Source organism: Vannielia sp. SX4 (genome assembly GCF_052828525.1).
This window is the reverse complement of sequence record NZ_CM128247.1, coordinates 350,063-372,791: the sequence shown is the minus strand read 5'-3', so window position 1 is coordinate 372,791 and position 22,729 is coordinate 350,063. Positions and strand designations below refer to the sequence as shown.

General features: G+C 58.5%; 23 protein-coding genes. 10 read left to right on the top strand and 13 right to left on the bottom strand.

From position 1 onward, the window contains the following. Positions 1-93: 93 nt before the first annotated feature. Entirely contained in the window at positions 94-759 is a 666-nt protein-coding gene (gene msrA, locus ACUXVX_RS01875) for a peptide-methionine (S)-S-oxide reductase MsrA (RefSeq protein ID WP_446310125.1), read from the top strand. A gap of 17 nt (positions 760-776) precedes the next feature. Here the strand turns inward: msrA and ACUXVX_RS01870 are convergent, their stop codons facing one another. Together ACUXVX_RS01870 and ACUXVX_RS01865 are read right to left on the bottom strand one after the other, a co-directional pair. Beyond that, entirely contained in the window at positions 777-1,646 is an 870-nt protein-coding gene (locus ACUXVX_RS01870) for a ribokinase (RefSeq protein ID WP_446310124.1), read from the bottom strand. Positions 1,647-1,659: 13 nt separating this feature from the next. Further along, positions 1,660-3,915: an NADP-dependent malic enzyme gene (locus ACUXVX_RS01865; protein ID WP_446310123.1), complete on the bottom strand. Its 2,256-nt coding sequence runs from the start codon at positions 3,913-3,915 to the stop codon at positions 1,660-1,662. 138 nt (positions 3,916-4,053) lie between these two features. On the opposite strand from ACUXVX_RS01865, the gene mutS reads away from it, so the two are divergent. Next, positions 4,054-6,669 carry a DNA mismatch repair protein MutS gene (mutS, locus tag ACUXVX_RS01860; protein WP_446310122.1) on the top strand — a complete coding sequence of 872 codons (2,616 nt, stop codon included), beginning with the start codon at positions 4,054-4,056 and terminating at the stop codon, positions 6,667-6,669. Between the two features lie 22 nt (positions 6,670-6,691). Here the strand turns inward: mutS and ACUXVX_RS01855 are convergent, their stop codons facing one another. Continuing rightward, positions 6,692-7,243 carry a nucleotide exchange factor GrpE gene (locus tag ACUXVX_RS01855; RefSeq protein WP_446310121.1) on the bottom strand — a complete coding sequence of 184 codons (552 nt, stop codon included), beginning with the start codon at positions 7,241-7,243 and terminating at the stop codon, positions 6,692-6,694. A 3-nt stretch (positions 7,244-7,246) separates the two neighbouring features. Beyond that, positions 7,247-8,314 (bottom strand): heat-inducible transcriptional repressor HrcA, encoded by a 1,068-nt coding sequence (gene hrcA, locus ACUXVX_RS01850; RefSeq protein WP_446310120.1) that lies wholly within the window; start codon positions 8,312-8,314, stop codon positions 7,247-7,249. 97 nt (positions 8,315-8,411) lie between these two features. On the opposite strand from hrcA, the gene rph reads away from it, so the two are divergent. The 4 genes from rph to ACUXVX_RS01830 are packed head-to-tail and all read left to right on the top strand — an operon-like array spanning position 8,412 to position 11,236. Beyond that, positions 8,412-9,125 (top strand): ribonuclease PH, encoded by a 714-nt coding sequence (gene rph, locus ACUXVX_RS01845; protein WP_446310119.1) that lies wholly within the window; start codon positions 8,412-8,414, stop codon positions 9,123-9,125. Between the two features lie 3 nt (positions 9,126-9,128). Continuing rightward, positions 9,129-9,740 (top strand): RdgB/HAM1 family non-canonical purine NTP pyrophosphatase, encoded by a 612-nt coding sequence (gene rdgB / locus ACUXVX_RS01840; RefSeq protein ID WP_446310118.1) that lies wholly within the window; start codon positions 9,129-9,131, stop codon positions 9,738-9,740. Continuing rightward, positions 9,718-10,881, top strand: coding sequence for a radical SAM family heme chaperone HemW (gene hemW, locus ACUXVX_RS01835; protein ID WP_446310117.1), 1,164 nt, complete (start codon positions 9,718-9,720; stop codon positions 10,879-10,881). Before rdgB ends, hemW begins: the two co-directional genes overlap by 23 nt. A gap of 1 nt (position 10,882) precedes the next feature. Beyond that, complete coding sequence (locus ACUXVX_RS01830; RefSeq protein ID WP_446310116.1) at positions 10,883-11,236, top strand: YbaN family protein; 354 nt, start codon at positions 10,883-10,885, stop codon at positions 11,234-11,236. On the opposite strand, the gene ACUXVX_RS01825 is transcribed toward ACUXVX_RS01830, so the two are convergent. The 7 genes from ACUXVX_RS01825 to hemJ all read right to left on the bottom strand — a co-directional run bounded on the left by ACUXVX_RS01825 (position 11,211) and on the right by hemJ (position 18,559). Beyond that, entirely contained in the window at positions 11,211-12,098 is an 888-nt protein-coding gene (locus ACUXVX_RS01825) for a ParB/RepB/Spo0J family partition protein (RefSeq protein WP_446310115.1), read from the bottom strand. The genes ACUXVX_RS01830 and ACUXVX_RS01825 overlap by 26 nt on opposite strands. An 11-nt stretch (positions 12,099-12,109) precedes the next feature. After that, positions 12,110-12,910, bottom strand: a complete 801-nt coding sequence (locus tag ACUXVX_RS01820) for a ParA family protein (protein WP_222471340.1) — start codon at positions 12,908-12,910, stop codon at positions 12,110-12,112. Then, the gene (gene rsmG, locus ACUXVX_RS01815; RefSeq protein ID WP_446310114.1) at positions 12,903-13,520 is read right to left on the bottom strand and encodes a 16S rRNA (guanine(527)-N(7))-methyltransferase RsmG; all 618 of its coding nucleotides are present in this window, start codon (positions 13,518-13,520) and stop codon (positions 12,903-12,905) included. Before rsmG ends, ACUXVX_RS01820 begins: the two co-directional genes overlap by 8 nt. Then, positions 13,517-15,382 carry a tRNA uridine-5-carboxymethylaminomethyl(34) synthesis enzyme MnmG gene (gene mnmG / locus ACUXVX_RS01810; RefSeq protein WP_446310113.1) on the bottom strand — a complete coding sequence of 622 codons (1,866 nt, stop codon included), beginning with the start codon at positions 15,380-15,382 and terminating at the stop codon, positions 13,517-13,519. Before mnmG ends, rsmG begins: the two co-directional genes overlap by 4 nt. Before the next feature lie 11 nt (positions 15,383-15,393). Continuing rightward, positions 15,394-16,674 (bottom strand): tRNA uridine-5-carboxymethylaminomethyl(34) synthesis GTPase MnmE, encoded by a 1,281-nt coding sequence (gene mnmE, locus ACUXVX_RS01805; protein ID WP_446310112.1) that lies wholly within the window; start codon positions 16,672-16,674, stop codon positions 15,394-15,396. 27 nt (positions 16,675-16,701) lie between these two features. After that, the gene (rho, locus tag ACUXVX_RS01800) at positions 16,702-17,973 is read right to left on the bottom strand and encodes a transcription termination factor Rho (protein ID WP_446310111.1); all 1,272 of its coding nucleotides are present in this window, start codon (positions 17,971-17,973) and stop codon (positions 16,702-16,704) included. Between the two features lie 130 nt (positions 17,974-18,103). After that, positions 18,104-18,559 (bottom strand): protoporphyrinogen oxidase HemJ, encoded by a 456-nt coding sequence (gene hemJ / locus ACUXVX_RS01795; protein ID WP_446310110.1) that lies wholly within the window; start codon positions 18,557-18,559, stop codon positions 18,104-18,106. Between the two features lie 387 nt (positions 18,560-18,946). On the opposite strand from hemJ, the gene ACUXVX_RS01790 reads away from it, so the two are divergent. From ACUXVX_RS01790 to dnaQ, 4 genes are read left to right on the top strand one after another with little or no spacing between them, the layout of a single operon-like run. After that, positions 18,947-19,546 carry a Maf family protein gene (locus tag ACUXVX_RS01790; RefSeq protein WP_446310109.1) on the top strand — a complete coding sequence of 200 codons (600 nt, stop codon included), beginning with the start codon at positions 18,947-18,949 and terminating at the stop codon, positions 19,544-19,546. After that, on the top strand, positions 19,543-20,376 hold the full coding sequence (locus ACUXVX_RS01785) for a shikimate dehydrogenase (RefSeq protein ID WP_222496171.1): 834 nt from the start codon (positions 19,543-19,545) through the stop codon (positions 20,374-20,376). Before ACUXVX_RS01790 ends, ACUXVX_RS01785 begins: the two co-directional genes overlap by 4 nt. Next, on the top strand, positions 20,373-20,969 hold the full coding sequence (gene coaE / locus ACUXVX_RS01780) for a dephospho-CoA kinase (RefSeq protein ID WP_446310108.1): 597 nt from the start codon (positions 20,373-20,375) through the stop codon (positions 20,967-20,969). The genes ACUXVX_RS01785 and coaE overlap by 4 nt, the downstream gene beginning before the upstream one ends. Then, on the top strand, positions 20,962-21,654 hold the full coding sequence (gene dnaQ / locus ACUXVX_RS01775; protein WP_446310107.1) for a DNA polymerase III subunit epsilon: 693 nt from the start codon (positions 20,962-20,964) through the stop codon (positions 21,652-21,654). The genes coaE and dnaQ overlap by 8 nt, the downstream gene beginning before the upstream one ends. Here dnaQ and secB read toward each other — a convergent pair. Beyond that, on the bottom strand, positions 21,651-22,148 hold the full coding sequence (gene secB, locus ACUXVX_RS01770; RefSeq protein WP_446310106.1) for a protein-export chaperone SecB: 498 nt from the start codon (positions 22,146-22,148) through the stop codon (positions 21,651-21,653). The two genes, dnaQ and secB, sit on opposite strands and share 4 nt — an antisense overlap. A gap of 57 nt (positions 22,149-22,205) precedes the next feature. Further along, positions 22,206-22,682 (bottom strand): FxsA family protein, encoded by a 477-nt coding sequence (locus tag ACUXVX_RS01765; protein WP_446310105.1) that lies wholly within the window; start codon positions 22,680-22,682, stop codon positions 22,206-22,208. Positions 22,683-22,729 lie beyond the last annotated feature (47 nt).

The window sequence follows — 22,729 nt, the reverse complement described above, 5'->3', positions numbered from 1 at the left end:
TTTCCAAGGGTAAAGACGGTGTGAGGTCACGGGCCGGTGATTGGACCGAGCATGGGGGTGGCGGCAAGGGTCGGATCAACAGGAGGAATGGCGATGTTGATGAAGATGAAACGCGGACGACCGATGGCTCTGGCCCTGGCGATGGCGCTGGGGATCTTGGTGAACTGCGCACCGGCAAAGGCTGCGGCAACCGAAACGGCAGTTCTGGCCGGTGGCTGCTTCTGGTGCGTTGAGGCGGACTTCGAGAAGGTGAAGGGCGTCGAAGAGGTGATCTCGGGTTTCACCGGCGGGAGCGTGGCGAACCCGACCTACAAGCAAGTCGTGCGCGGCGGAACGGGGCACTACGAGGCGGTTCAGGTGAGGTACGACCCGGCCGTTGTCTCATACGACCAGATCCTGCACAGCTTCCTCCGCAGCGTGGATCCGACCGATGCGGGCGGCCAGTTTTGCGACCGGGGCGAGAGCTATCGGACCGCGATATTTGTCTCCAACTCTTCCGAAAAGCAAGCCGTCGAGGCCGCGTTGCGGGATGCACAAAAGGCGCTTGGGGCCAAGGTTGTAACACCGGTACTGGACGAAAGCGCCTTCTACCCGGCGGAGGCTTATCATCAGGATTACTACAAGCAGGGTGATATCATCCTGACCCGGTTTGGGCCGAAGTCGAAGGCCAATGCCTACAAGCTTTATCGTGAAGGATGCGGGCGCGACGCGCGGGTGCGAGAGCTTTGGGGCTCGGCAGCGCCGTTTGCTGGCGGATAGGCGAGACCGGTTTCGCCCTACAGCGCGGCGTCAATCTCGTCGCGGGATGGCATCGCAGGCGCTGCACCGGGCCGTGTGACTTGGATGCTGGCAGCGGCTGTGGCCATTTCGAGCGCCTGCTTGTGGCTCTTGCCCTCCGAAAGGGCGGCGGCGATGACTCCTGTGAAGCAATCGCCTGCGCCGGTAGTATCCACGGCCTCGACTTTGCGGGCTGCGACGTGCGTGACGCTGCCATCGGATTGGTCGCGCCAGATTGCTCCGTCGGCCCCCAGCGTGACCAGGACGTGAGGCACCGGGATATCGGCAAGCGGCATCTGGTTGCGGCGCTCCAGTTCCTCGCATTCGCCGCGGTTCATCACCAGGAGATCGATGTACGGGAGCATGACGCTCACCGCATCGGGCACAAAGGGGGCAGCGGAATAGATGACGAAGAGGTCTCTGTTTCGGCCAAGCTTTGCGGTTTCTTCAGTGAAAGGGGTCTCGTTCTGTAACAGCAGAATGTCGCCAGATACTGCCTCAGAGAGCGCAGACTCGACCGACTCGAGAGACTGTTCAACGTTGGCGCCATGCTCGATGACAATCGAGTTCTCGCCCGTTACATCGACATAGATCACGGCGTGGCCGGTTTCGGACTCCACCCGACGGATCTGGCTAATATCAACCCCGAAATCCTCGAGTTGGCCTGTCGCCCAGCTGTCGTCCTTTCCCACGGCACCTATGTGGACCGTCTTTGCCCCGGCCTTCGCGCAGGCGACCGACTGATTGGCGCCCTTGCCGCCGAGTCCAACGGAAAAGCGCGTGGCGGCAAGAGTCTCGCCAGGTGCTGGCATGTGCGGAACCTCGTGGATGAGGTCGCGGTTGATCGAGCCGAAATTGTAGACTGTCACGCTACGCCCTGCCTTATCCGATCTTGGCTGCCGCAAGCACGGCCATGTTAAGAATGTCGCTCGCGGTCGAGGTTGTCGAGCAGATCTGGATCGACTTGTCGATGCCGGTGAGGATCGGGCCGATCACGGTAGCACCTGCCATCTCCTGCATCAGTTTCGTCGAAATCGAGGCGGAATGACGAGCAGGCACCACAAGCACATTGGCCGGGCCAGTTAGGCGGCAGAAGGGGTAGTTGGCCATCTGGTCGCGGTTCATCGCCACGTCGACCGTCATTTCGCCGTCGTACTCAAAATCCACGGCCCGGCGATCAAGAACTTGTGGCGCCAGATGCATCTTTTCCGCCCGTTCCGACACCGGATACCCGAAGGTCGAGAATGACAGAAACGCGACACGGGGTTCCAAGCCGAGTGAGCGCGCCACCGCGGCGCCGCGCTCAGCGATGTTAGCCAAGTCTTCTTCGTCGGGCCACTCGTGCACCAGAGTGTCCCCGATCAACACGATCCGCCCTCGGTGAAGCAGGGCCGTCACAGCCACCGCTCCAGATTCGGGCGTGACGTCGAAGACATTGCCGACCAGTTGCAGCGCATGAGCCGACTTACGGGTAGCGCCCGTTACCAGCCCGTCACCGTGGCCGTGGGCCAACATGAGCGCACCGAACACGTGGCGATCCCGGGCGGCGAGGCGGTGAACGTCTTGCCGGTCAATCCCGCGGCGTTGCAGGCGTGAATAGAGAAAGTCCTTGTAGTGATCGAGATGAACGGTGTTGGCGGCGTTCACTACCTCCAACTCACGGACAGCATCACCAAGCCCAGCCCCTTCAAGGCGTTCCTTCACATCTTCGGCGCGTCCAACAATTAGCGCCTTTCCACATCCCTGCCGCTGATAGGCAACAGCGGCACGGAGCACGCGGACGTCATCGCCCTCGGCAAAGATCATTCGGGCCTGAGCATTCCTGGCACGGGCGTGGATTGACCGGAGGATCGAGGCGGTCGGGTCCATCCTGGCTTTCAGGTTCGCCTCGTAGGTATCCATGTCGACGATCGGGCGGCGAGCGACGCTGGTATCCATGCCTGCGCGTGCCACAGCGGGCGGGACTATGTGGATGAGACGAGGATCAAAAGGCGTGGGGATGATGTAATCGCGCCCAAAGCTGAGCTTGCGGCCATAGGCCATGGCGACCTCATCGGGCACATCGGCGCGAGCGAGCTCGGCTAGAGCCTCGGCGCAAGCGATCTTCATGCCGTCGTTGATGGCACGGGCGTGGATATCGAGCGCGCCGCGGAAGAGATAGGGAAAGCCCAGGACATTGTTGACTTGGTTGGGGTAGTCACTGCGGCCGGTTGCCACGATCGCATCGGGGCGAACCTCATGGGCCTCTTCGGGGGTGATCTCGGGATCGGGGTTGGCCATGGCGAAGATGACCGGGTTCTCGGCCATGCTTATCACCATCTCTTGGGTCACTGCTCCCTTGGCGGAAACGCCGAGAAACACGTCTGCCCCCACCATTGCCTCCTTCAGCTCGCGCAGGTCGGTCTTGACGGCGTGGGCCGATTTCCACTGGTTCATGCCCTCGGTGCGGCCCTGGTAGATCACGCCCTTGGTGTCGCACATGATGCAGTTGTCATGCCGCGCGCCCATCGACTTGAGCAGCTCGAGGCAGGCGATGCCCGCCGCGCCGGCGCCGTTGAGCACGATGCGAACATCCTCGATCTTCTTGCCGGAGATGTGGAGCGCATTGATGAGGCCGGCGGCGCAGATCACGGCGGTGCCGTGCTGGTCGTCGTGAAACACAGGAATGTCCATCAACTCCTTGAGCTGCTGCTCAATGATGAAACACTCGGGCGCCTTGATGTCCTCAAGGTTGATGCCGCCGAAGGAGGGGCCCATCAGTTTGACCGCGTTGATGAACTCCTGCGCGTCTTCGGTATCGAGCTCAAGGTCGATCGAATCGATGTCGGCGAAGCGCTTGAAGAGCACGGCCTTGCCCTCCATCACCGGCTTGGAGGCCAGCGCACCGAGGTTGCCGAGGCCGAGGATCGCGGTGCCGTTGGAGATGACCGCGACGAGGTTGCCCTTTGAGGTGTAGTCGTAAGCGGCAGCCGGGTTCTCGGCGATGGCCTCTACCGGCACGGCAACGCCCGGAGAATAGGCCAGCGACAGATCGCGCTGAGTGGTCATGGCCACCGTGGCATTGATCTCGAGCTTGCCGGGGCGCGGCTCTAGATGGAAGCTCAGCGCCTCTTCGGGCGTGATGCGGGATTTGGCCATGTCTTTCCTCCTTGCGCCGCGCGTCTTAATCCGGCGGTGACGTGACGTCCACCGGGGGTTTTTCCTCCCATGCGCTGGGGCTATGGTCCGCCAAATCAGCAGGCGGGGGCAAGTGTGAGTTCAGCAGCAGTCACACCGATGATGGCGCAGTACCTGGAGATCAAGGCAGATCATCCGGGCGCGCTGCTGTTTTACCGAATGGGCGACTTTTACGAGATGTTTTTTGACGACGCGGTGGCGGCGGCAGAAGCACTCGATATCGCACTAACGAAGCGCGGCAAACACGACGGGGACGACATCCCGATGTGCGGTGTGCCAGTTCATGCCGCCGAGAGTTACCTACTGACGCTCATTCGGAAGGGCTTCCGGGTTGCCGTGTGTGAGCAGATGGAAAGCCCGGAAGAAGCCAAGAAGCGCGGATATAAGGCGGTGGTGCGTCGCGAGGTCGTGCGGTTGGTCACGCCCGGTACGTTGACTGAGGAAAGCCTGCTTGAGCCGCGACGCCACAACTATCTGGCTGCCTATGCAGATGTACGCGGAGAGGGCGCGTTGGCATGGGTCGACATTTCGACAGGGGCCTTTAGGGTCGTGCGCTGCGGGTCCGAGATGCTGGGGCCGCAACTGGCAAGGCTGATGCCGCGCGAGGTGTTGCTAAGCGAGCGCTCAGAAGGTTTTTGGGCTGAAATAGTGTCTGATCTTGGTGGTGCACCCACTTTGGCCTCCGCAGAGAGCTTTGACAGCGAGAGCGGAAAAGCGCGGCTCTGCGTCGCCCTCGGGGTAAAGACGCTGGATGCCTTCGGCACCTTCGGCCGCGCAGATCTTGCAGCGCTCGGCGCAATCGTCGCCTATTTGGAACTCACCCAAAAGGGCCAACTGCCGCTACTGCGCCCTCCGGTGTCTGAGGATATGGGCGGTGTCATGCAGATCGACGCCGCCACCCGGCGAAATCTTGAGCTGACCCGCAGTCTGAGCGGGGGCCGCGAAGGGAGCCTGATCGCCGCAGTCGACCGAACGCTTACCGCTGGCGGTGGTCGTTTGCTCGAACGGCGGATTTCGTCGCCGTCCCGTGAATTGTCAGAAATCCAACGGCGTCTCGACACGGTCCAATGGGCGATGGAATTCGGGCGCAGGGAGCAGCTACGCGATGCGCTTCGCCGCGTGCCTGATATGGACAGGGCACTCTCGCGACTGGCACTCGACCGGGGCGGGCCGCGCGATTTGGCTGCCGTTCGAAATGGGCTGGCACAGGCTGAATTGCTGGCGACGTCGCTGATCGGCGAGTTGCCGGAGCTTGTGACCGAGGCCGCGGACGCCCTCCGAGGGCATACAGAGCTGGCTGATTTGCTGGATGCAGCGTTGGTCGCGGAACCGCCATTGCTGGCGCGCGACGGTGGGTTCATTGCCACCGGTTACAATGCCGAGCTGGACGAGGCTCGCACCCTCCGTGACGAGGGTCGCGGAGTAATTGCGCGCATGCAGGCGGAGTTCTGTGAGAAGACAGGGATATCCGCCCTCAAGATCAAGCATAACAACGTCCTTGGATACTTCATCGAAACCACGGCAACACACGCCGACAAGATGATGAAGCCACCGCTTTCTGAGACCTTCATCCACCGCCAAACCACGGCCAACGCGATACGGTTCACGACCGTAGAACTGAGTGAGCTTGAAACGCGGATTCTGAACGCAGCCGGGCGCTCGCTGGAAATCGAGAAACGCCTCTACTCTGACCTGAGAGAAGCTGTTTTGGATGCATCTGCCAACGTGGGCGGCGCGGCGCGGGCTCTTGCAGAACTCGATCTGGCTTGTGCATTTGCTGATCTGGCCAGCGGAGAAGGGTGGGTCCGACCAGAAGTTGATGAAGGCCGTGCCCTTGAAGTCGAAGCTGGTCGTCACCCCGTAGTGGAAGCCGCGCTTCGTCGTGAAGGCGGTCAATCCTTCGTAGCGAACGACTGTGGATTGTCTGACGGTGCAGACGGTGCGCACATCTGGTTGCTGACTGGACCGAATATGGCGGGTAAGTCGACCTTCCTTCGTCAGAACGCGCTAATCGCTCTGCTCGCACAAGCTGGAAGCTACGTGCCAGCCAAACGCGCGCATGTTGGTATTGTTTCAAGCCTGTTCTCAAGGGTCGGAGCTGCGGATGACCTCGCGCGTGGCCGGTCGACCTTCATGGTTGAGATGGTCGAAACTGCCGCGATCCTGAACCAGGCCGACGACCGGAGCCTGGTGATTCTGGACGAGATCGGTCGGGGAACCGCAACCTACGACGGCCTTTCCATTGCTTGGGCGGTAATGGAGCACCTGCACGACGTAAATCAGTCTCGGGCTCTTTTCGCGACACATTACCATGAGATGACAGCGCTGAGCGCCAAGCTCGAAGGCGCAGAAAATGCGACCGTGGCGGTGAAGGAGTGGGATGGAGACGTTATCTTCCTCCACGAGGTGAGGATGGGTGCGGCAGAAGCGAGCTACGGCGTTCAGGTCGCGAAGTTGGCCGGGCTTCCGGAAGCAGTGGTTTCCCGCGCTCGAATGGTCTTGGAGCAATTGGAGAAAGGCGAACGGGAAGGTGGCGACAAGTCAAAGCTCATCGATGATCTGCCGCTCTTCGCCGCAATGCCGAAACAGTCTGCATTGCCGAAGACGGCTGAGCATAACGCGCTCAAAGAAAAGCTCGCCGAGGTGCTACCCGACGAGCTGACGCCTCGAGAGGCGCTTGAGGTTATCTATGAGTTGAAACGTTTGGCCGACTGAGACATCCGGCCCAGCATAAGAGTTAACCGGGGTTGGAGCTCACACCAACCTGTGCTGGGCGCAAGAGGCGATCATAGAGCATGAAACCCTCGGCAGCGACCTGAATGATATCTCCCTGCTTGGTGTCGGGCAGGGGAGCCTCGAACATCGCCTGGTGCAGCTGCGGGTCGAACTTGTCGCCCACTTCTGGAGAAATACGGCTGATGCCATGTTTTTCGAAGATGTTCAGCAACTCGCGCATGGTCAGCTCAACACCCTCCATCAGGGCGGACATGCTCTCGCTACGTCCCTCATGGTCGCCCGCCGCGTCAAGCGCGCGCTTCAGGTTGTCATAGACGGGTAGCATGTCACGGGCGAGCTTGGAGCCGCCGTATTGCTCCGCTTCCCGGCGGTCCCGTTCACCGCGCTTGCGAGCGTTTTCAGCATCCGCCAGTGCGCGCATGAACCGGTCACGCATTTCATCACGCTCAGCGCGGAGGATCTCGAGCTCGTCCAATTCCACCGCCTCGCTGTCTTCATCGGCGAGCGCGTCAATGTCGATGAGCTCTTCGGGTTCCTGCTTCGGATCTGCCATGTCTTACCCTTTGCCTCGATCCGCGATCAGCTTTCCGACAAGCTGCGCGGTATAATCCACGATTGGAACGATCCGGCCATAGTTGAGCCTCGTCGGCCCGATCACACCTACGGCGCCGATGATCTTCCGGTCGGCATTCATATAAGGAGAAACCACCAAAGATGAACCCGAAAGTGAGAACAGCTTGTTCTCGGAGCCGATAAAAATGCGCACACCCTCACCCTCGTCGGTGAGCTCGAGGAACTCTGCGATATCGCGCTTCCGCTCAAGGTCATCGAACAGAGTCCGTATGCGGTCCAGCTCTTCTGGCTCCGATTCGGCCAGCAGGTTTGCGCGGCCACGGACCACGAGGCGTTCATGCGGCTCGCCTTGCGCCTCCCAAATTGCGGTTCCCTCGGCAACAAGTTCTGCCGCCAAGGCATCGATCTCCTGCCGACGTAGGCCAATCTCTCGCTGGATTACTCCGCGCATCTCTGAAAGAGAATGCCCCTCTGCGAATGAATTCAAGAAGTTGGCTGCCTCTCTCATGGAAGAGGGGGTTTGGCCGGGCGGCGGCGTAAAGACCCGGTTCTCTACATGACCATCCGAGAAAACCAGAACCACAAGGGCCCGCTCCGGACCGAGCTGAACAAACTCGATGTGTTTGATTTCAGCCTCATGCTTGGGCGCCAGAACGAGGCTGGCAACTTGCGTGGTTCCCGAAAGCGCTGACCCGACGCGAGAGAGAAGACTGGAAACGTCTGAAGAGTTCGTGCCGAGGGTGGCATCAATCTTCTCACGGTCTTCCACACCCAGATCGCGCACTTCGAGCAATCCATCGACAAACATGCGCAAGCCTTGCTGAGTCGGCACCCGGCCAGCGCTCACGTGGGGGCTATTCAAGAGCCCAAGATACTCCAAGTCCTGCATGACATTTCGGATCGTGGCGGCAGAGACCTTCTCTTCCAGCACGCGGGTGAGTGTTCTTGAGCCAACAGGCTCACCTGTTGCCAGATAGCTCTCGACCACGCGGCGGAAGACCTCGCGGGAGCGATCGTTCATCTCTTCCAGAAGTTTTCCGGCGTCATTCATGGGGTTTAGATAGGGACGCAGCACGGGAAAGGTCAATCTTGCTTGCGTCCGCTGGCTGTCGGGGCCAAGACGGGGCGATCCATGAGGAGGACTGAACATGCGCCCTTCCGGCCGCGCCCTTAGCGATATGCGCCCGATCGAGATTGAAACTGAAGTCACGCGCTACGCGGAAGGCTCATGCTTGATCAAATGCGGCGAGACTCACGTCATTTGTACCGCGACAGTAGAGGAGCGTGTTCCGCCCTTCTTGAAGAACAGCGGGAAGGGTTGGGTAACGGCAGAGTACGGCATGCTCCCACGGGCCACCCACAGCCGTATGCGTCGTGAAGCCAAGAACGGCCAGAGCGGAAGAACCCAAGAAATTCAGCGGCTTATTGGTCGCTCGCTCCGTGCTGGAGTTGATTTTCAGGCGCTAGGCGAGCGTCAGATTCAAATCGACTGTGATGTGATCCAGGCTGACGGCGGAACGCGCTGCGCCTCCATCACCGGTGGCTGGGTCGCGCTGAGTCTTGCGGTCAAAAAGCTCATGGCAGCCGGTCTCGTGAAGACCAATCCGATCCTCGATCATGTCGCCGCCGTCAGTTGCGGGATCTACGCGGGCCAACCCGTAGTGGACCTCGACTATGCGGAAGACAGCGAAGCGGGCACCGATGGCAATTTCGTGATGACCGGTTCCGGCAAACTGATTGAGGTTCAGGCAAGCGCAGAAGGTGCAACTTTTGCGCGTTCTGAGCTGGACGCGTTGATGGATCTCGCTGAGGCGGGCGTCGCTCAGTTGGTCGCAGCACAGAAGTCCGCAGTGGAGGGGTAGTAGTTGCGCAAGTTTGACGACAACAAGCTGGTTATCGCGACCCACAATGCTGGAAAGCTGCGGGAGATCTCTACTCTCTTGGCTCCGTTTGACGTTGAAGTTGTGAGCGCGGGTTCGCTTGGTTTGGAAGAACCTGAAGAGACTGAAACCACCTTTGCCGGCAACGCGCGTATCAAAGCGCACTTCGCCGCTAAGGCATCCAACCTGCCTGCCCTCGCGGACGATAGCGGTATCGAGGTGGATGCCCTTGGCGGCAGACCGGGTGTGTTTACTGCTGATTGGGCCGAAACACCGGGTGGCAGAGATTTTGTTCTCGCGATGACCAAAGTCTGGGACGAGTGTGAGAGTATCTCGGCTCCCGAGCCGCGATTGGCGAGGTTCAAAGCCACGCTCTGCCTAGCGTGGCCCGACGGGCATGACGAAGTTTTTGAAGGCGTGGCAGAGGGCCAGCTCGTTTGGCCAATGCGCGGTGATCGCGGCTTTGGGTTTGATCCCGTGTTCCTGCCGGAAGGCCAGAACCTGACCTTTGGCGAGATGGCGCCAGAGCAAAAGGCGCCGCTCGCGCATCGAACCAAAGCTTTCGACAAGCTCGTTGCAGGTTGCTTTGCTCGCTGACTGGCAGCACGGCGGCTTCGGCCTGTATATTCATTGGCCGTTCTGCGCCGCCAAGTGCCCTTACTGCGACTTCAACTCACATGTGTCCTCAAGGATCGATCACGCCGCATGGCGGGAAGCCTATCTGCGAGAAATTGCCCGGATCGGAGCCGAAACCGAAGGGCGAGTGCTCAACTCTGTTTACTTCGGTGGTGGCACCCCCTCGCTCATGGAGCCCGATACGGTGGCTGCAATCCTCGCCGAGATCGGTCTGTATTGGCCTAAAGCCAACGACATCGAGATAACACTCGAGGCAAACCCTTCCTCAGTCGAAGCTCGGCGTTTTGCAGGCTATGCAGAGGCCGGCGTGAACCGGGTGTCCCTTGGAATACAGTCCCTTCGTGACGACGACCTTCGGGCGCTGGGAAGACTGCATGATGTGGCGCAGGCCAAGACTGCGATCGCAGTGGCAAAGTCTCATTTCAACCGTGTGAGTTTTGATTTGATCTATGCCCGGCAGCATCAGACCTTCGATGCATGGAGGGAAGAACTAGATGAGGCGCTTGAGCTCTCTGCAGATCATCTCTCGCTCTATCAGTTGACCATCGAACCCGGCACCGCATTCGGTGATCGCTATGCTGTCGGAAAGCTCAGTGGGCTGCCTGATGACGACCTCGGGGCGGACATGTATGAGCTAACTCAAGAGATGACTTCTAGCGTTGGATTGTCAGCCTATGAAGTTTCTAACCATGCTGAAAAAGGGTCTGAGTCGCGGCATAATCTCATTTACTGGAGGTATGGCGACTATGCCGGTATTGGCCCAGGAGCTCACGGAAGGCTCACGCTCGATGGGCAGAAATTGGCGACGGTTGCATCAACAATGCCCTCGTCTTGGTTGATGAAACAGGCTGAGGGATCTGTAGAGTCGCGCGAGGTGATTTCTGGTGCCGAGCAGGCGTCCGAGTACCTCATGATGGGCCTTCGGATTAATGACGGTATTTCGCTTGAGCGGTTTGAGGCACTGGGTGGCATAGCTCTCGACCACACCAAGTTGCACGGCCTCGCGCAGGAGGAACTCATCATGATACGGGGAGACCGGATTCGAGCCACCCAACGCGGCAGAATGGTGCTCAATGCCGTGATCCGCGAGCTCATAGTGTGACATGCGGGCCCTGTGGGGACTCGCTGGATCGCTCGCGCTTCTATTGGGCTTATTGGGGGTGTTACTACCCTTGCTTCCGACAGTTCCGTTCGTTCTGCTGGCTGGATTCTGCTTCGCCCGTTCGTCAGATCGGCTTCACCGCTGGCTCGTCAGCCACCGATCCTTTGGGCCGATGATTGAGAACTGGCAGAACAAAGGCGCAATCAGCCGTTCAGCGAAAGTTGCCGCAACACTGTCGGTGGCATTGGTATTCAGCATCTCTGTTGGCTTTCAGCTTGCCTCAGAAATCCTGATTATTCAGGGCGTTACCTTAAGCTGCGTCATGCTGTTTATCTGGACACGTCCAGAGGCGTAGCTGTGAGAACGCGGCATAGGGCGTCCAGATCGTCCAGATCTCGGTACGATAGAAGCATTTTACCAGATCCGTTCGCAGCGTGCTCTATTGAGACTTTCAAGCCAAGGTTAGCCGAAAGGTCATTCTCCAGCGCTTTGGTATCTGCATCTTTAGATGGGCTTTGCTTTGATTGCCGCTTTGACTGGGCACCACCTTTGGCAAGTTTCTCAGTGTCGCGAACCGACAGCCCTTTTTGAACGACCGTGCGAGCGAGTTCAGAGGCATTTTCGGAGGTGATTAGTGCGCGGGCATGTCCGGATGAAAGCCGGCCATCGCGAAGCAATCGCTGAACGTCTTCCGGCAACTGAAGGAGCCGCATGAGGTTGGCTAGGTGGCTCCTGCTTTTGCCCAGTGCTTTAGCCAAATGTTCTTGTGTATGCCCGAACCGCTCGACCAATTGGCGATATCCATGGGCTTCATCGATCGGGTTGAGATCTTCGCGCTGGATGTTTTCGATGATTGCGACTTCAAGAACCTCTTCGTCTGAAAAGTCACGGATGATTACCGGCACCTCATGAAGCTGCGCCATCTGCGCCGCCCGCCACCGTCGCTCACCTGCTACAATCTGGTAAGTACCTGATTTGATTATATTTTCACGAACTATAAGAGGCTGAATGATACCGTGCTCTCGGATCGAATCGGCCAGCTCCTGAAGTGGTTCCATTTCAAAGTCGCGGCGCGGTTGTTCCGGGTTCGGCTCAACACGTTCGATTGGCAGACGGCGTTCAGCTGCTGTCGGCACAGATGAGCTTTCATCCCTCGGAGCGACATCGGCCATCAAGGCAGACAACCCACGGCCCAGGCCTCTCTTTTTCTCAGCCATTTCTGTTCTCCCTACTGTGCCGGCCGACCCAGCAGTTCTTTTGCCAGGTCTCGATAGGCGATACTGCCTTTTGACGAAGGATCATAGTCAAGCACCGGCATAGCAAAACTCGGCGCCTCGCTGACCCGCACATTGCGCGGAATACGTGTTTGGAAGACCAGATCCCCGAGCGCTTCGCGGGCATCGTCGTCGACCTGTTGCGAGAGATTGTTTCGCATGTCGAACATCGTAAGGACGACACCCTCAATCCGTAGATTGGGATTTGCTGTCTCCCGAACCTCACGAAGGGTCAGCATGAGCTGCGAAAGTCCTTCAAGAGCATAGAACTCAGACTGAAGCGGCACCAGCACGGAATCCGCGGCGATCATTGCGTTAACCGTCAGAAGGTTTAACGAAGGCGGACAGTCGATCAGAATGTAGTCGAGTGAGTAGCGGTCGATTTCTGGTTGTCTGAGAGCGTCATGGAGCAGATGGCTGCGGCGCTCGTTGGCAACCAATTCAATATCGGCCGAGCTGAGATCCGTTGTCGCAGGCGCAAGTAGTAGGTTGTCAACATCGGTGGCGAGAACAACGTCACGCAGCGGCGCGTCATCCAGCAGCAGATCATAAGTTGTTCTCTTACGATCAATCGGTTCGACCCCAAGACCGGTAGATGCGTTTCCCTGTGGATCAAGATCCACAATAAGCACCGCCTTGCCCTCCGCAGCCAGGGCGGCTCCAAGATTGATGGCCGTCGTCGTCTTGCCAACGCCGCCTTTCTGGTTGGCGACAGCGATGATCTTTGGTCCCTTGGGGCGGGTGGGATCAGACACGAGCTATGTTTCCTACTGTGAGAAGAGCGCCGCATGGGTCGGTTTCGCTTGTGTGTTTCTGAACGTCGAACGACCAGGTTTCAAGTGCCGTGGCAATCTCTTGATCGTGTTTCGCACCCTTCAAAAAAAGGCCAGTGCCGCCAGGTGTCAGATGCCGCTCGGCATACTCAAGTAGTATCGTTAGTGGTGCCAAAGCGCGCGCCGAGACAACCGAAGCGCCGACAGGAGGCAGTAACTCCACTCGTTCCGCGTGGATCGTTCCGTTGATGCCCGTTTCACGGATTACCGTTGCGAGGAACGTGCATTTTCGTTGGTCGGACTCGATGAACTCGAAGTTGAGCTGCGGGCGTTTTTCATGTGCCAGTAGCGCACAGATAAGTCCCGGGAAGCCACCACCTGTCCCAATATCCAGCCAAATTCCCTTATCAGGCCCATAGGCCAGCACTTGCGCCGAATCGAGAAAGTGCCTCCGCCATAGGTCTGGCAACGTGTTGGGCGCCACCAGGTTGATGGCCTTGTTCCACTTACTCAGAAGCGTGGCGTAGATGTCCAACTTGGCCGTTGTTTCACGTGAAACATCAAGCTGAGCCAAAGCAGCTTCTCGGGTCACGAGGCTTTCCGCTTCTCGTTGCGGCGCAACCGGGCGAGAATCAAACCCAATCCAGCGGGCGTCATCCCACCTATCCGTGACGCTTGCCCCAAAGAATTCGGTCGTGCCGCATTCAGTTTCATCTTCAACTCGTTGGAGAGGCCCTCAAGGTCGTCGTAGTCGAAGTCGGAAGGAATGGTGCGGTTCTCATCGCGCTCTAAAGCGGCGACGTCTTGCTCCTGCCGCGAGATGTAGTTCTGGTATAGTGCGTCCCGCTCAACTTGTAAGGCAATGTCATGCTCGACCAACGCCAACTCGGGCGCATATGACTGCAGTTTCTGAATCGAGGCATCCGGAAGACCAAGGGCCTCAATACCAGTACGCCGCGGGCCATCAGCGTTAACACGAAAACCCGCTTCCGAAAGCTCCCGAGACGAAAAGCTCACTTCTCTCAGGTTGCGCCGAGCTTTCGCAATCGCGTCCATTTTATCTGAGAAGTCCGCGTGCCTTTGGTCGCTCACGCACCCAATCTCACGCCCCATAGGAGTGAGACGCTGATCGGCGTTATCCGCGCGCAACGACAGCCGGAACTCAGCGCGCGACGTGAACATGCGGTACGGCTCAGCCACACCCTGTGTCGTCAGGTCATCAATCATTACGCCGATGTAGGACTTCGCCCGCCCAAATGTGATCGGTTCCTTACCCGCCGCACGTCGAGCAGCGTTCAAGCCTGCTACCAACCCTTGCGCAGCAGCTTCTTCGTAGCCAGTCGTCCCGTTAATCTGTCCCGCAAGGTAAAGATTCTTCAGCGCCCGTAACTCCAGAGATGCACCCAGCGCCCTAGGGTCAATATAGTCATATTCGATGGCATAGCCTGGCTGGAGTATTTTCACGTTCTCCAGTCCAGCGACCGACCGAACATAGGCTTCCTGCACCTCTTCCGGCAACGAAGTTGAAATACCGTTGGGATAGACCGTCGGATCGTCCAACCCCTCCGGCTCAAGAAAGATCTGATGGGAGTCCTTAGCGGCGAACCTAACCACCTTATCCTCGATCGAAGGGCAGTATCGCGGACCAACGCCTTCAATATGCCCGCCATACATCGCGCTGCGATGGAGGTTTTCGTTTATGATCTCGTGAGTACGAGCGTTTGTGTACGTAATCCCGCAGGAAACTTGCCGCGCCAACGGCTCCCTTGACAGGAAGGAAAAAAGCACCGGATCATCATCACCAGGCTGAGATTCCAGCTCGTTCCAGTTAATGGTGCGGCCGTCGAGACGCGGCGGTGTTCCGGTCTTAAGGCGCCCGAGAGGCAACTCGAGTGCGGCGAGTTGATCCGCAAGCATCTGAGACCGATCAGCACCTATTCGACCACCGGGGAACGACTTATCACCGATGTGGATTGTGCCACGAAGAAAAGTTCCCGTGGTTAGTACAACCGCGGCGGACCGAAGATTTGAGCCATCGCCCAAAACCACGCCTGAAACTTCACCGCTCTCTATGACCAAGCCAGCCACCTCGCCTTCGATCACGCTGAGTAGCGGCGTGCTGCTAATGGCAGCCTGCATCGCTTGTCGGTAGAGTTTCCGGTCCGCCTGAGCGCGTGGCCCCTGAACCGCTGGGCCCTTCTTTCTGTTCAAAAGCCGAAACTGGATTCCAGCGGCGTCAGCCACTCGCCCCATGAGGCCATCAAGCGCGTCAATCTCGCGAACAAGGTGCCCCTTGCCCAAACCCCCAATTGCCGGATTGCAAGACATGGCCCCGAGATCACTGGATCGCAAAGTAACCAACGCCGTGCGCGCACCCATCCGAGCGGCGGCATGAGCGGCATCCGCACCGGCGTGACCACCGCCAACAACGATGACATCAAAATCATGTTTCACGTGAAACACTCCTACTTGCCGATGCAAAAGCTCGAGAAGATTTCGCCCAGTAGATCTTCTACACCAATTCGCCCTGTGAGAGCTTCAATGCGGCGCAGTGCCGTCCGAAGGTCTTCCGCTGCAAGCTCCGCTCGCTCTGGACCAGCTTCTACCTCGATTCGAGCAGCGCGCAAAGCGGCGGCAGCGTCTTCAAGAGCGGAGCGATGGCGGGCCCGGGTAGCAGTTGTGAGAACTGGGACACGAACGACAAGTTCACGCTCTATCCGCGCGAGAAGCTCGCCCACGCCCTGACCGGTCAAACCAGACAACGGCAGACCTTCGCCTGCCTCGCTACCGAGATCTGATTTGGGATGAACAACAATGTCTCCATCCTGACACACCAAGCCATCGAGCTCTCCGAGAAAAATGCGGAGATCTGCGGCAGCTGCCCGAGCTTTTGCCCGTTCCACACCGATCGCCTCAACGTGGTCCATGGTTTCCCGCAGCCCTGCTGTGTCGAGCAAAGTTACCGGCAAGCCAGCTATATCCATTCGCACTTCGATGACATCTCGGGTCGTTCCGGCAATCTCGGATGTGATGGCAGCGTCGCGCCCCGCCAAACGATTTAGCAAGGTCGACTTGCCCGTGTTCGGTGCTCCGACGATCGCAACCTCAAATCCCTGGCGGACCCGCTCCGCCCCCTTCACTCCCTGTGCCTCGGCATCAAACTCCGACACAAGATCATCAACTAACTCCAGAACCTCGGCACTGGTGTCTTCAGGGACTTCTTCATCTGCAAAGTCGATCATGGCTTCGAGAAGCGCGGCGGCGCGGACAAGACGCTTTCGCCACCCCTCCACTTTGGCACCCAACGCTCCAGAAAATGCAGCCTGTGCTGACCGTCGCTGCGCTTCAGTTTCCGCGTCTATCAGATCCGCAAGGCCTTCCACTTGAGCCAAGTCCAACTGATCGTTCTCAAGCGCACGCTTGGTGAACTCACCTGCTTCCGCCAAGCGGACATCCGGCAAAGAAACCAATTCTGTAAGCAGCGCCCTAACCACTGCAACCGACCCGTGCGTTTGCAGCTCAACGACCGCTTCCCCAGTGAAGCTCGCTCCCGGCTCAAAAACGAGCACAACTGCCGTATCGAGGATTCCGTTTGAGCTCCGCAAGGGCATCAACGTCGCGCGTCGCGGCTCAGGAACACGCCCTGCTAGATGCTGAAGCGCGGCCATTGCGGAAGGGCCCGAGATACGGATTACCGCTACCCCCGCGCGGCCGGCCGCGGTGGCTTCAGCAACGATTGTATCCATGTTTAACTCTTTGATTTTCCTGAGGTATCAGGTGTTCATGGAGTCGAAGAACTCGGCGTTGTTCTTGGTCTGCTTAAGTTTGCCGATTAGGAACTCGATGGCATCGGTGGTGCCCATCGGGTTGAGGATACGGCGCAGGACAAAGGTTTTTTGCAGGTCCTTGGAGTCGACCAGAAGATCCTCTTTCCGGGTGCCGGACTTGAGGATGTCCATCGCCGGGAACACGCGCTTGTCGGCTACTTTCCGGTCGAGAACGATCTCGGAGTTACCGGTGCCTTTGAACTCTTCAAAGATCACCTCGTCCATGCGCGAACCGGTATCGATCAGGGCCGTAGCAATGATCGTCAACGAACCGCCTTCCTCGATGTTACGAGCGGCGCCAAAGAACCGCTTGGGGCGCTGGAGCGCGTTGGCGTCCACACCGCCGGTCAGCACCTTACCGGAGGAAGGAACCACGGTGTTGAAGGCACGGCCCAGACGCGTAATCGAGTCCAGCAGAATAACGACGTCCCGCTTATGCTCCACTAGGCGCTTGGCCTTTTCGATCACCATTTCGGAAACCGCAACGTGCCGAGTGGCCGGCTCGTCAAAGGTCGAAGAAATCACTTCGCCCTTCACAGAGCGCTGCATGTCGGTAACCTCCTCCGGGCGCTCGTCGATCAGCAGAACGATCAGGTAGCACTCAGGGTGGTTGGTCTCGATCGAATGCGCGATGTTTTGGAGCAGTACGGTTTTACCCGTACGAGGTGGCGCGACGATCAAAGAACGCTGACCTTTCCCGATCGGCGAAACCAGATCGATGATACGAGCTGACCGATCCTTGATGGTCGGATCGTCGATTTCCATGTTCAGCCGCTCGTCGGGGTACAGCGGCGTCAGGTTGTCGAAGTTGATCTTGTGGCGGGCTTTCTCGGGCTCTTCGAAATTGATCTGCGTGACCTTCGTCATGCAGAAATAGTTCTCGTTGTCGCCGGGCGCCTTGATGAAGCCTTCCACGGTGTCGCCGGTGCGCAGCCCGTGCTGGCGGATCATTTCTGGCGAAACGTAGATGTCATCGGGACCGGGCAGGTAGTTGGCCTCTGGCGACCGTAGAAACCCGAAACCATCCTGCAGCACGTCGAGAACACCATCGCCGGAAATGTCCCAGCCTTCCTCCGCGCGTTCCTTCAGGATGGCGAACATCATGTCGCCCTTGCGCATGGTGGAGGCGTTGTCGATCTCCAACTCCTCCGCCATCGACAGAAGGTCGGCGGGCGTCTTGGACTTGAGATCGTAAAGGGACAGTTGCGGCTGGGTCATGAACGGGCCTTCGCTGCGCAGGCCCCAGATCGGATGCGGGGCGCGAAATGGAATAACTGGAGGATCCACGGCCAGAACAGCCGCTTGGGACGGTGAGATAAGCCGCAGGCCGCTTTGAGTCAAGCGTACGTCAGAAGGGACGGACAACGACAGCGACAACGATGATGACAAGCATCAGCGTAGGCACTTCGTTCATCATTCGATAGGTGCGGCCGGAAACGACATTGACGCCATTCGCGAAATCCCTCCGTCGCTTCCCCAACCAGTGGTGAAACCAGGTGAGGCCCCCAACCGAGGCCAACTTCGCATAGGGCCAAATCGCACCCCAGTCGATGATCCCAGGGGTCAGAGCGAGCATGATGCCGAAGATCCAAGTCGCGATCATGGCAGGGTTCATGATGACCCTCAGCAGCTTCAGCTCCATCATTTGGAGCATCTCGTCCGAATGTACCTGCTCAACGCCTTTCTCTGCATGATGCACAAACAAGCGGGGAAGGTAGAAGATACCTGCCATCCAGGAGATGACGGCGAGAATATGGAGCGTTTTGGTCCAAGGATAACACCACGTAAGAAAGTCTGAGAGCACAGGTCACCTCCTCGCACCCTTCAATAATAAAATAGAATCTTAAGAAAGGTTGTTTTTGTAGTAGGGGCTGGGGATATGGGGATTACTGGGTTTTCCACAGATCCACACACAGAGAGGATCCATGCGATCGAGAACCGATTAGTGAAACATTATTTAATGATTTCAATTATATAAGCACTAAATTCATGGAGAAATCGTGGGCACATTCGGTGGCGAAACGCCACGACCACGAGTTATCCAGAACGCAAGTGACGTGTTCTCCTCATGGGGACGAAACCTGACTCCAAGTGGACAAGTGGGTCGTTTACCACCCGGTTGCTCCCTCTCCCAAAACCGGCCACATCGGAGTCACATGCTACACTCAGAGTCATCCCCGAGGTTATCCACATGACAACATCGCTTCTCTTGGCATCAGGGTCAGAGATCCGAGCGACCTTGCTTCGGAATGCATGCGTACCGTTTGACATAGAAGTACCGAGAGCCGACGAGGGGGCACTGAGGGCGGGACTTGAAGCTGAAGGCGCCAAGGCCCGTGATATGGCCGATGCACTCGCAGAGATCAAAGCCGCCAAGATTGCCGGCAAGCGACCTGATCGAATGGTTCTCGGCTGTGATCAGGTGCTTGAGTTTGAAGGGAATATCCTCGCCAAGCCGGAGAGTGTCGAGGACGCAATTCGTCAAATTACTGCGATGGCGGGGCAAACGCACCGGCTCCTGTCGGCGGCAGTCATCTACGAAAACGGAGCGCCTGTCTGGCGGCATGTCGGTGTCGTCCGTATGTACATGCGCTCCCTGTCGCCGGTCTATATTGAAGACTACGTTGTCCGTAACTGGGGCAGCATCCGCTGGTGCGCAGGGGGCTACCAGCTCGAGCAAGAGGGTGCGCGGCTCTTTGCCCGCGTCGAGGGCGACTATTTCAATGTGTTGGGATTGCCGCTATTGGAACTGCTGAACTATCTGGCGATCAAGGGTGTGATCCCGACATGACGGAGAAGATACCGCTGGCTGGCGTGATCGGCTCGCCGATCGCCCACTCGCGTTCCCCTGCACTTCACAGGCATTGGCTCGAGGCACTTGGCCTGCTTGGCCACTACATCCCCATGGATGTCAGCCATGAGAACCTCGAAGAGGTGCTGCGTGTCCTTCCCAAAATGGGCTTCGTGGGGTGCAACATCACGATCCCACACAAGGTCGCGGCACTGAACCTGGCAGATGCCGTCAGCGACCGTGCAGCTCTGATCGGGTCTGCAAACACGCTTATCTTTCGGGATGATGGTACAATTTATGCCGATAATACAGATGGTTACGGCTTCATAGCCAACCTGAGAGCCGGCGCACCGGAATGGTCCCCGCAAGATGGCCCAGTGGTGATCTTCGGTGCTGGCGGAGCCTGTCGGGCTGTGCTGGCCTCTCTCATTGAAGCTGGTTGCACCGACATCCGCCTTGCCAACCGCTCGCGGCCAAGAGCCGAAGCGCTCCGAACAGAGTTCGGCCCAAAGATCACTGTTTTCGATTGGGTGCTGGCCGGTTCGATGATCGAAGGCGCTGCACTTATCGTTAACACCACCTCCCTTGGCATGGTCGGGAAAGCGGAGTTCAAGGTACCGCTGGACGCGCTTACCCCTGACATGGTCGTAACAGACATCGTTTACACGCCGCTTCAAACAGAACTCCTCAAGACTGCGGCTGAAATTGGCTGCACGACGGTCGATGGGTTGGGCATGCTGATTCACCAAGGCGCCCCGGGCTTCGAACGCTGGTTTGGGCAACGACCACCCGTCACCGACAAAACCCGCGCCGCGGTGATGGGTTGGTGAGCAGACCGTTCCGAATAGGTCTTACGGGCGGTATGGGGATGGGCAAGTCGACGACCGCAAAGATGTTCGCAGATGCGGGCGTGGCTGTCTGGGATGCCGATGCCGCCGTACATCGCCTTTACGCTAAAGATGGCGCTGCCGTTCCGGAAATCGCAGCGTTGAGGCCAGAAGCCGTTGAAGGTGGCACGGTTTCGCGTCCGGCCCTCCGCGCTTGGATCGCCGAGGACGCAAGCGCACTAACACAGATCGAAGCGCTGGTTCACCCTCTTGTACAACAGGATCGAGCCGACTTTGCCAAAAAAACGGATGCCAATGTCGTCCTCTTCGATATCCCTCTCCTCTTCGAGACTGGCACAGACCAAGAGATGGATCTGACAGTCACCGTCTCCTGCAGCCCGGAAGAGCAACGCCGCCGCGTTCTTGAGCGCGGCACAATGGACGAGCAGGCTTTTGAACGTATTCTCCAAGCACAGATGCCGGATGCAGAAAAACAGGCGCGAGCTGATCGAGTGATCATTACTGACACGGTGGAGAATGCGCGAGCACAAGTTGAGGCGATTTTGGGAGAGGTCAGGAGGAAAATCGATGCGTGAGATTGTACTCGACACAGAAACAACAGGATTCGATCCGTTCAGCGGTGACCGCATCGTCGAGATTGGCGCCGTCGAACTCGTGGGTCACATGCCAACTGGCAACCACTACCACCAGTACATCAACCCGCAACGCGACATGCCCACTGAGGCCTTTGAGGTTCACGGGATCAGCGAGGAATTCCTCGCTGACAAGCCGCTGTTTGCAGCGATCGCTCAGGACTTCCTGGATTTCATCGGAGACGCCAAACTCGTCATCCACAACGCCGCCTTCGACATGAAATTCCTCAACGCCGAACTCAAATGGGTCAACAAGCCACTAATCTCCGATGATCGCGCGATCGATACCGTGGCCATGGCGCGTCGTAAATTTCCGGGTTCTCCGGCGTCGCTCGACGCGCTCTGCCGGCGGTTCGGGATTACAACCGAGCGCGAGTTGCACGGGGCATTGCTCGACAGTCAGATCCTGGCTGATGTCTATCTTGAGCTCATCGGCGGTCGCCAACCTGGCCTGGTGCTCTCCGAGGCGCGTACCCAGACCAACACCAACACAGTTGACAAAAACTGGCGGCCATCACCGCGGCCGCAGCCACTTCCGCCACGGCTGACCGAAAGTGAAACCGCCACGCACCAAGCATTCGTTGAAAAGCTAGGCGACGCGGCGGTCTGGAAACGCTTCGAGAGTTAGGCGTCGGCCTTTGGCGCAGCTTCTGCGCGCTGGGCGAGTTGCTGACGGTACAGCGCCACGAAATCGATGTTTTGAAGGTTCACCGGCGGGAAATTCCCGTCGCGCGTCACGTCAGACACGATGCGGCGAACGTAGGGGAAAATCTGCCTCGGGCACTCGATCAGCAAGAAGGGATGCAACTGGTCATCCGGAACACCATCGATCTGGAACACGGCGCCGTAGTCCAACTCAAGCAGGAAAAGCGTGCTGCCGTCGGGCTTGTTCTTGCTCTCGACTTTGGTCTTCAGAGTGACTTCGTACTGGTTCTCGGTCGTGCGCTTGCGAGCATCCACTGCGACCGCCACCTGCATCTCGGGCTGAACCTCGCCCTGAATGCCCTTCTGCACGACGATGTTCTCAAAAGACATGTCGCGGATGAACTGAGCAAGGATTTGCAGCTGCACTTGAGGCTGCTGCTGCGGCGCTGCGGCGCCATTCTCGGGGGTGTCGGCCATGGGGCTCTCTCCGGTTATCTTGGGTCGCGCCTGCTTTATCAGGGTGCGACGGCAGCCTCAATGGCGGGTCCAGCCGGAGTTTCCCGGGATCTCGGGCTTGTCAGGCGTCACCTCGCGATAGGTGCCGTCCACCACGTCATCCCGGACCGGACGCTGGGCCGGGCCGGAGCCCATCGTAAAGCTCTGCACCTTCACCCGCTTACGGAGCCAAGCAAATGCGGCCGTCCGGAACGCCGGAATCAGCAGCAGGAAACCAACGGCGTCGGTGAAGAACCCTGGTGTCAGCAGCAGAGCACCGGAGAACAGGATCATTGCCCCATGTGCGAGTGGCTCAGTGGGGTCTCGTAGCTCATTGAACCGACCTTGCAAGTCCGCCAGCACCTGCCGTCCCTGACTCTTGACAAGCCATGTTCCGAGCACGGCTGTCACCAGAACGATGCCGAGGGTCGGCCACAAGCCAATCAGCCCGCCAACTTGGATGAACAGTGCGATCTCAATGAGCGGGACCGCGATGAAAAGCGCCAAAAGGGGCATCAAACCTCCGTAAGTGTTGCAAGGCGGCTGGTGGACTTGCCCCCTGC

Coding starts and splice junctions, on each gene's coding strand:
- msrA (WP_446310125.1), top strand. CDS start 94: ATGTTGATGAAGATGAAACGCGGACGACCGATGGCTCTGGCCCTGGCG.
- ACUXVX_RS01865 (WP_446310123.1), bottom strand. CDS start 3,915: ATGGCCAAATCCCGCATCACGCCCGAAGAGGCGCTGAGCTTCCATCTA.
- mutS (WP_446310122.1), top strand. CDS start 4,054: ATGATGGCGCAGTACCTGGAGATCAAGGCAGATCATCCGGGCGCGCTG.
- ACUXVX_RS01855 (WP_446310121.1), bottom strand. CDS start 7,243: ATGGCAGATCCGAAGCAGGAACCCGAAGAGCTCATCGACATTGACGCG.
- hrcA (WP_446310120.1), bottom strand. CDS start 8,314: ATGAATGACGCCGGAAAACTTCTGGAAGAGATGAACGATCGCTCCCGC.
- rph (WP_446310119.1), top strand. CDS start 8,412: ATGCGCCCTTCCGGCCGCGCCCTTAGCGATATGCGCCCGATCGAGATT.
- ACUXVX_RS01830 (WP_446310116.1), top strand. CDS start 10,883: ATGCGGGCCCTGTGGGGACTCGCTGGATCGCTCGCGCTTCTATTGGGC.
- ACUXVX_RS01825 (WP_446310115.1), bottom strand. CDS start 12,098: ATGGCTGAGAAAAAGAGAGGCCTGGGCCGTGGGTTGTCTGCCTTGATG.
- mnmE (WP_446310112.1), bottom strand. CDS start 16,674: ATGGATACAATCGTTGCTGAAGCCACCGCGGCCGGCCGCGCGGGGGTA.
- rho (WP_446310111.1), bottom strand. CDS start 17,973: ATGACCCAGCCGCAACTGTCCCTTTACGATCTCAAGTCCAAGACGCCC.
- ACUXVX_RS01790 (WP_446310109.1), top strand. CDS start 18,947: ATGACAACATCGCTTCTCTTGGCATCAGGGTCAGAGATCCGAGCGACC.
- ACUXVX_RS01785 (WP_222496171.1), top strand. CDS start 19,543: ATGACGGAGAAGATACCGCTGGCTGGCGTGATCGGCTCGCCGATCGCC.
- dnaQ (WP_446310107.1), top strand. CDS start 20,962: ATGCGTGAGATTGTACTCGACACAGAAACAACAGGATTCGATCCGTTC.
- secB (WP_446310106.1), bottom strand. CDS start 22,148: ATGGCCGACACCCCCGAGAATGGCGCCGCAGCGCCGCAGCAGCAGCCT.
- ACUXVX_RS01765 (WP_446310105.1), bottom strand. CDS start 22,682: ATGCCCCTTTTGGCGCTTTTCATCGCGGTCCCGCTCATTGAGATCGCA.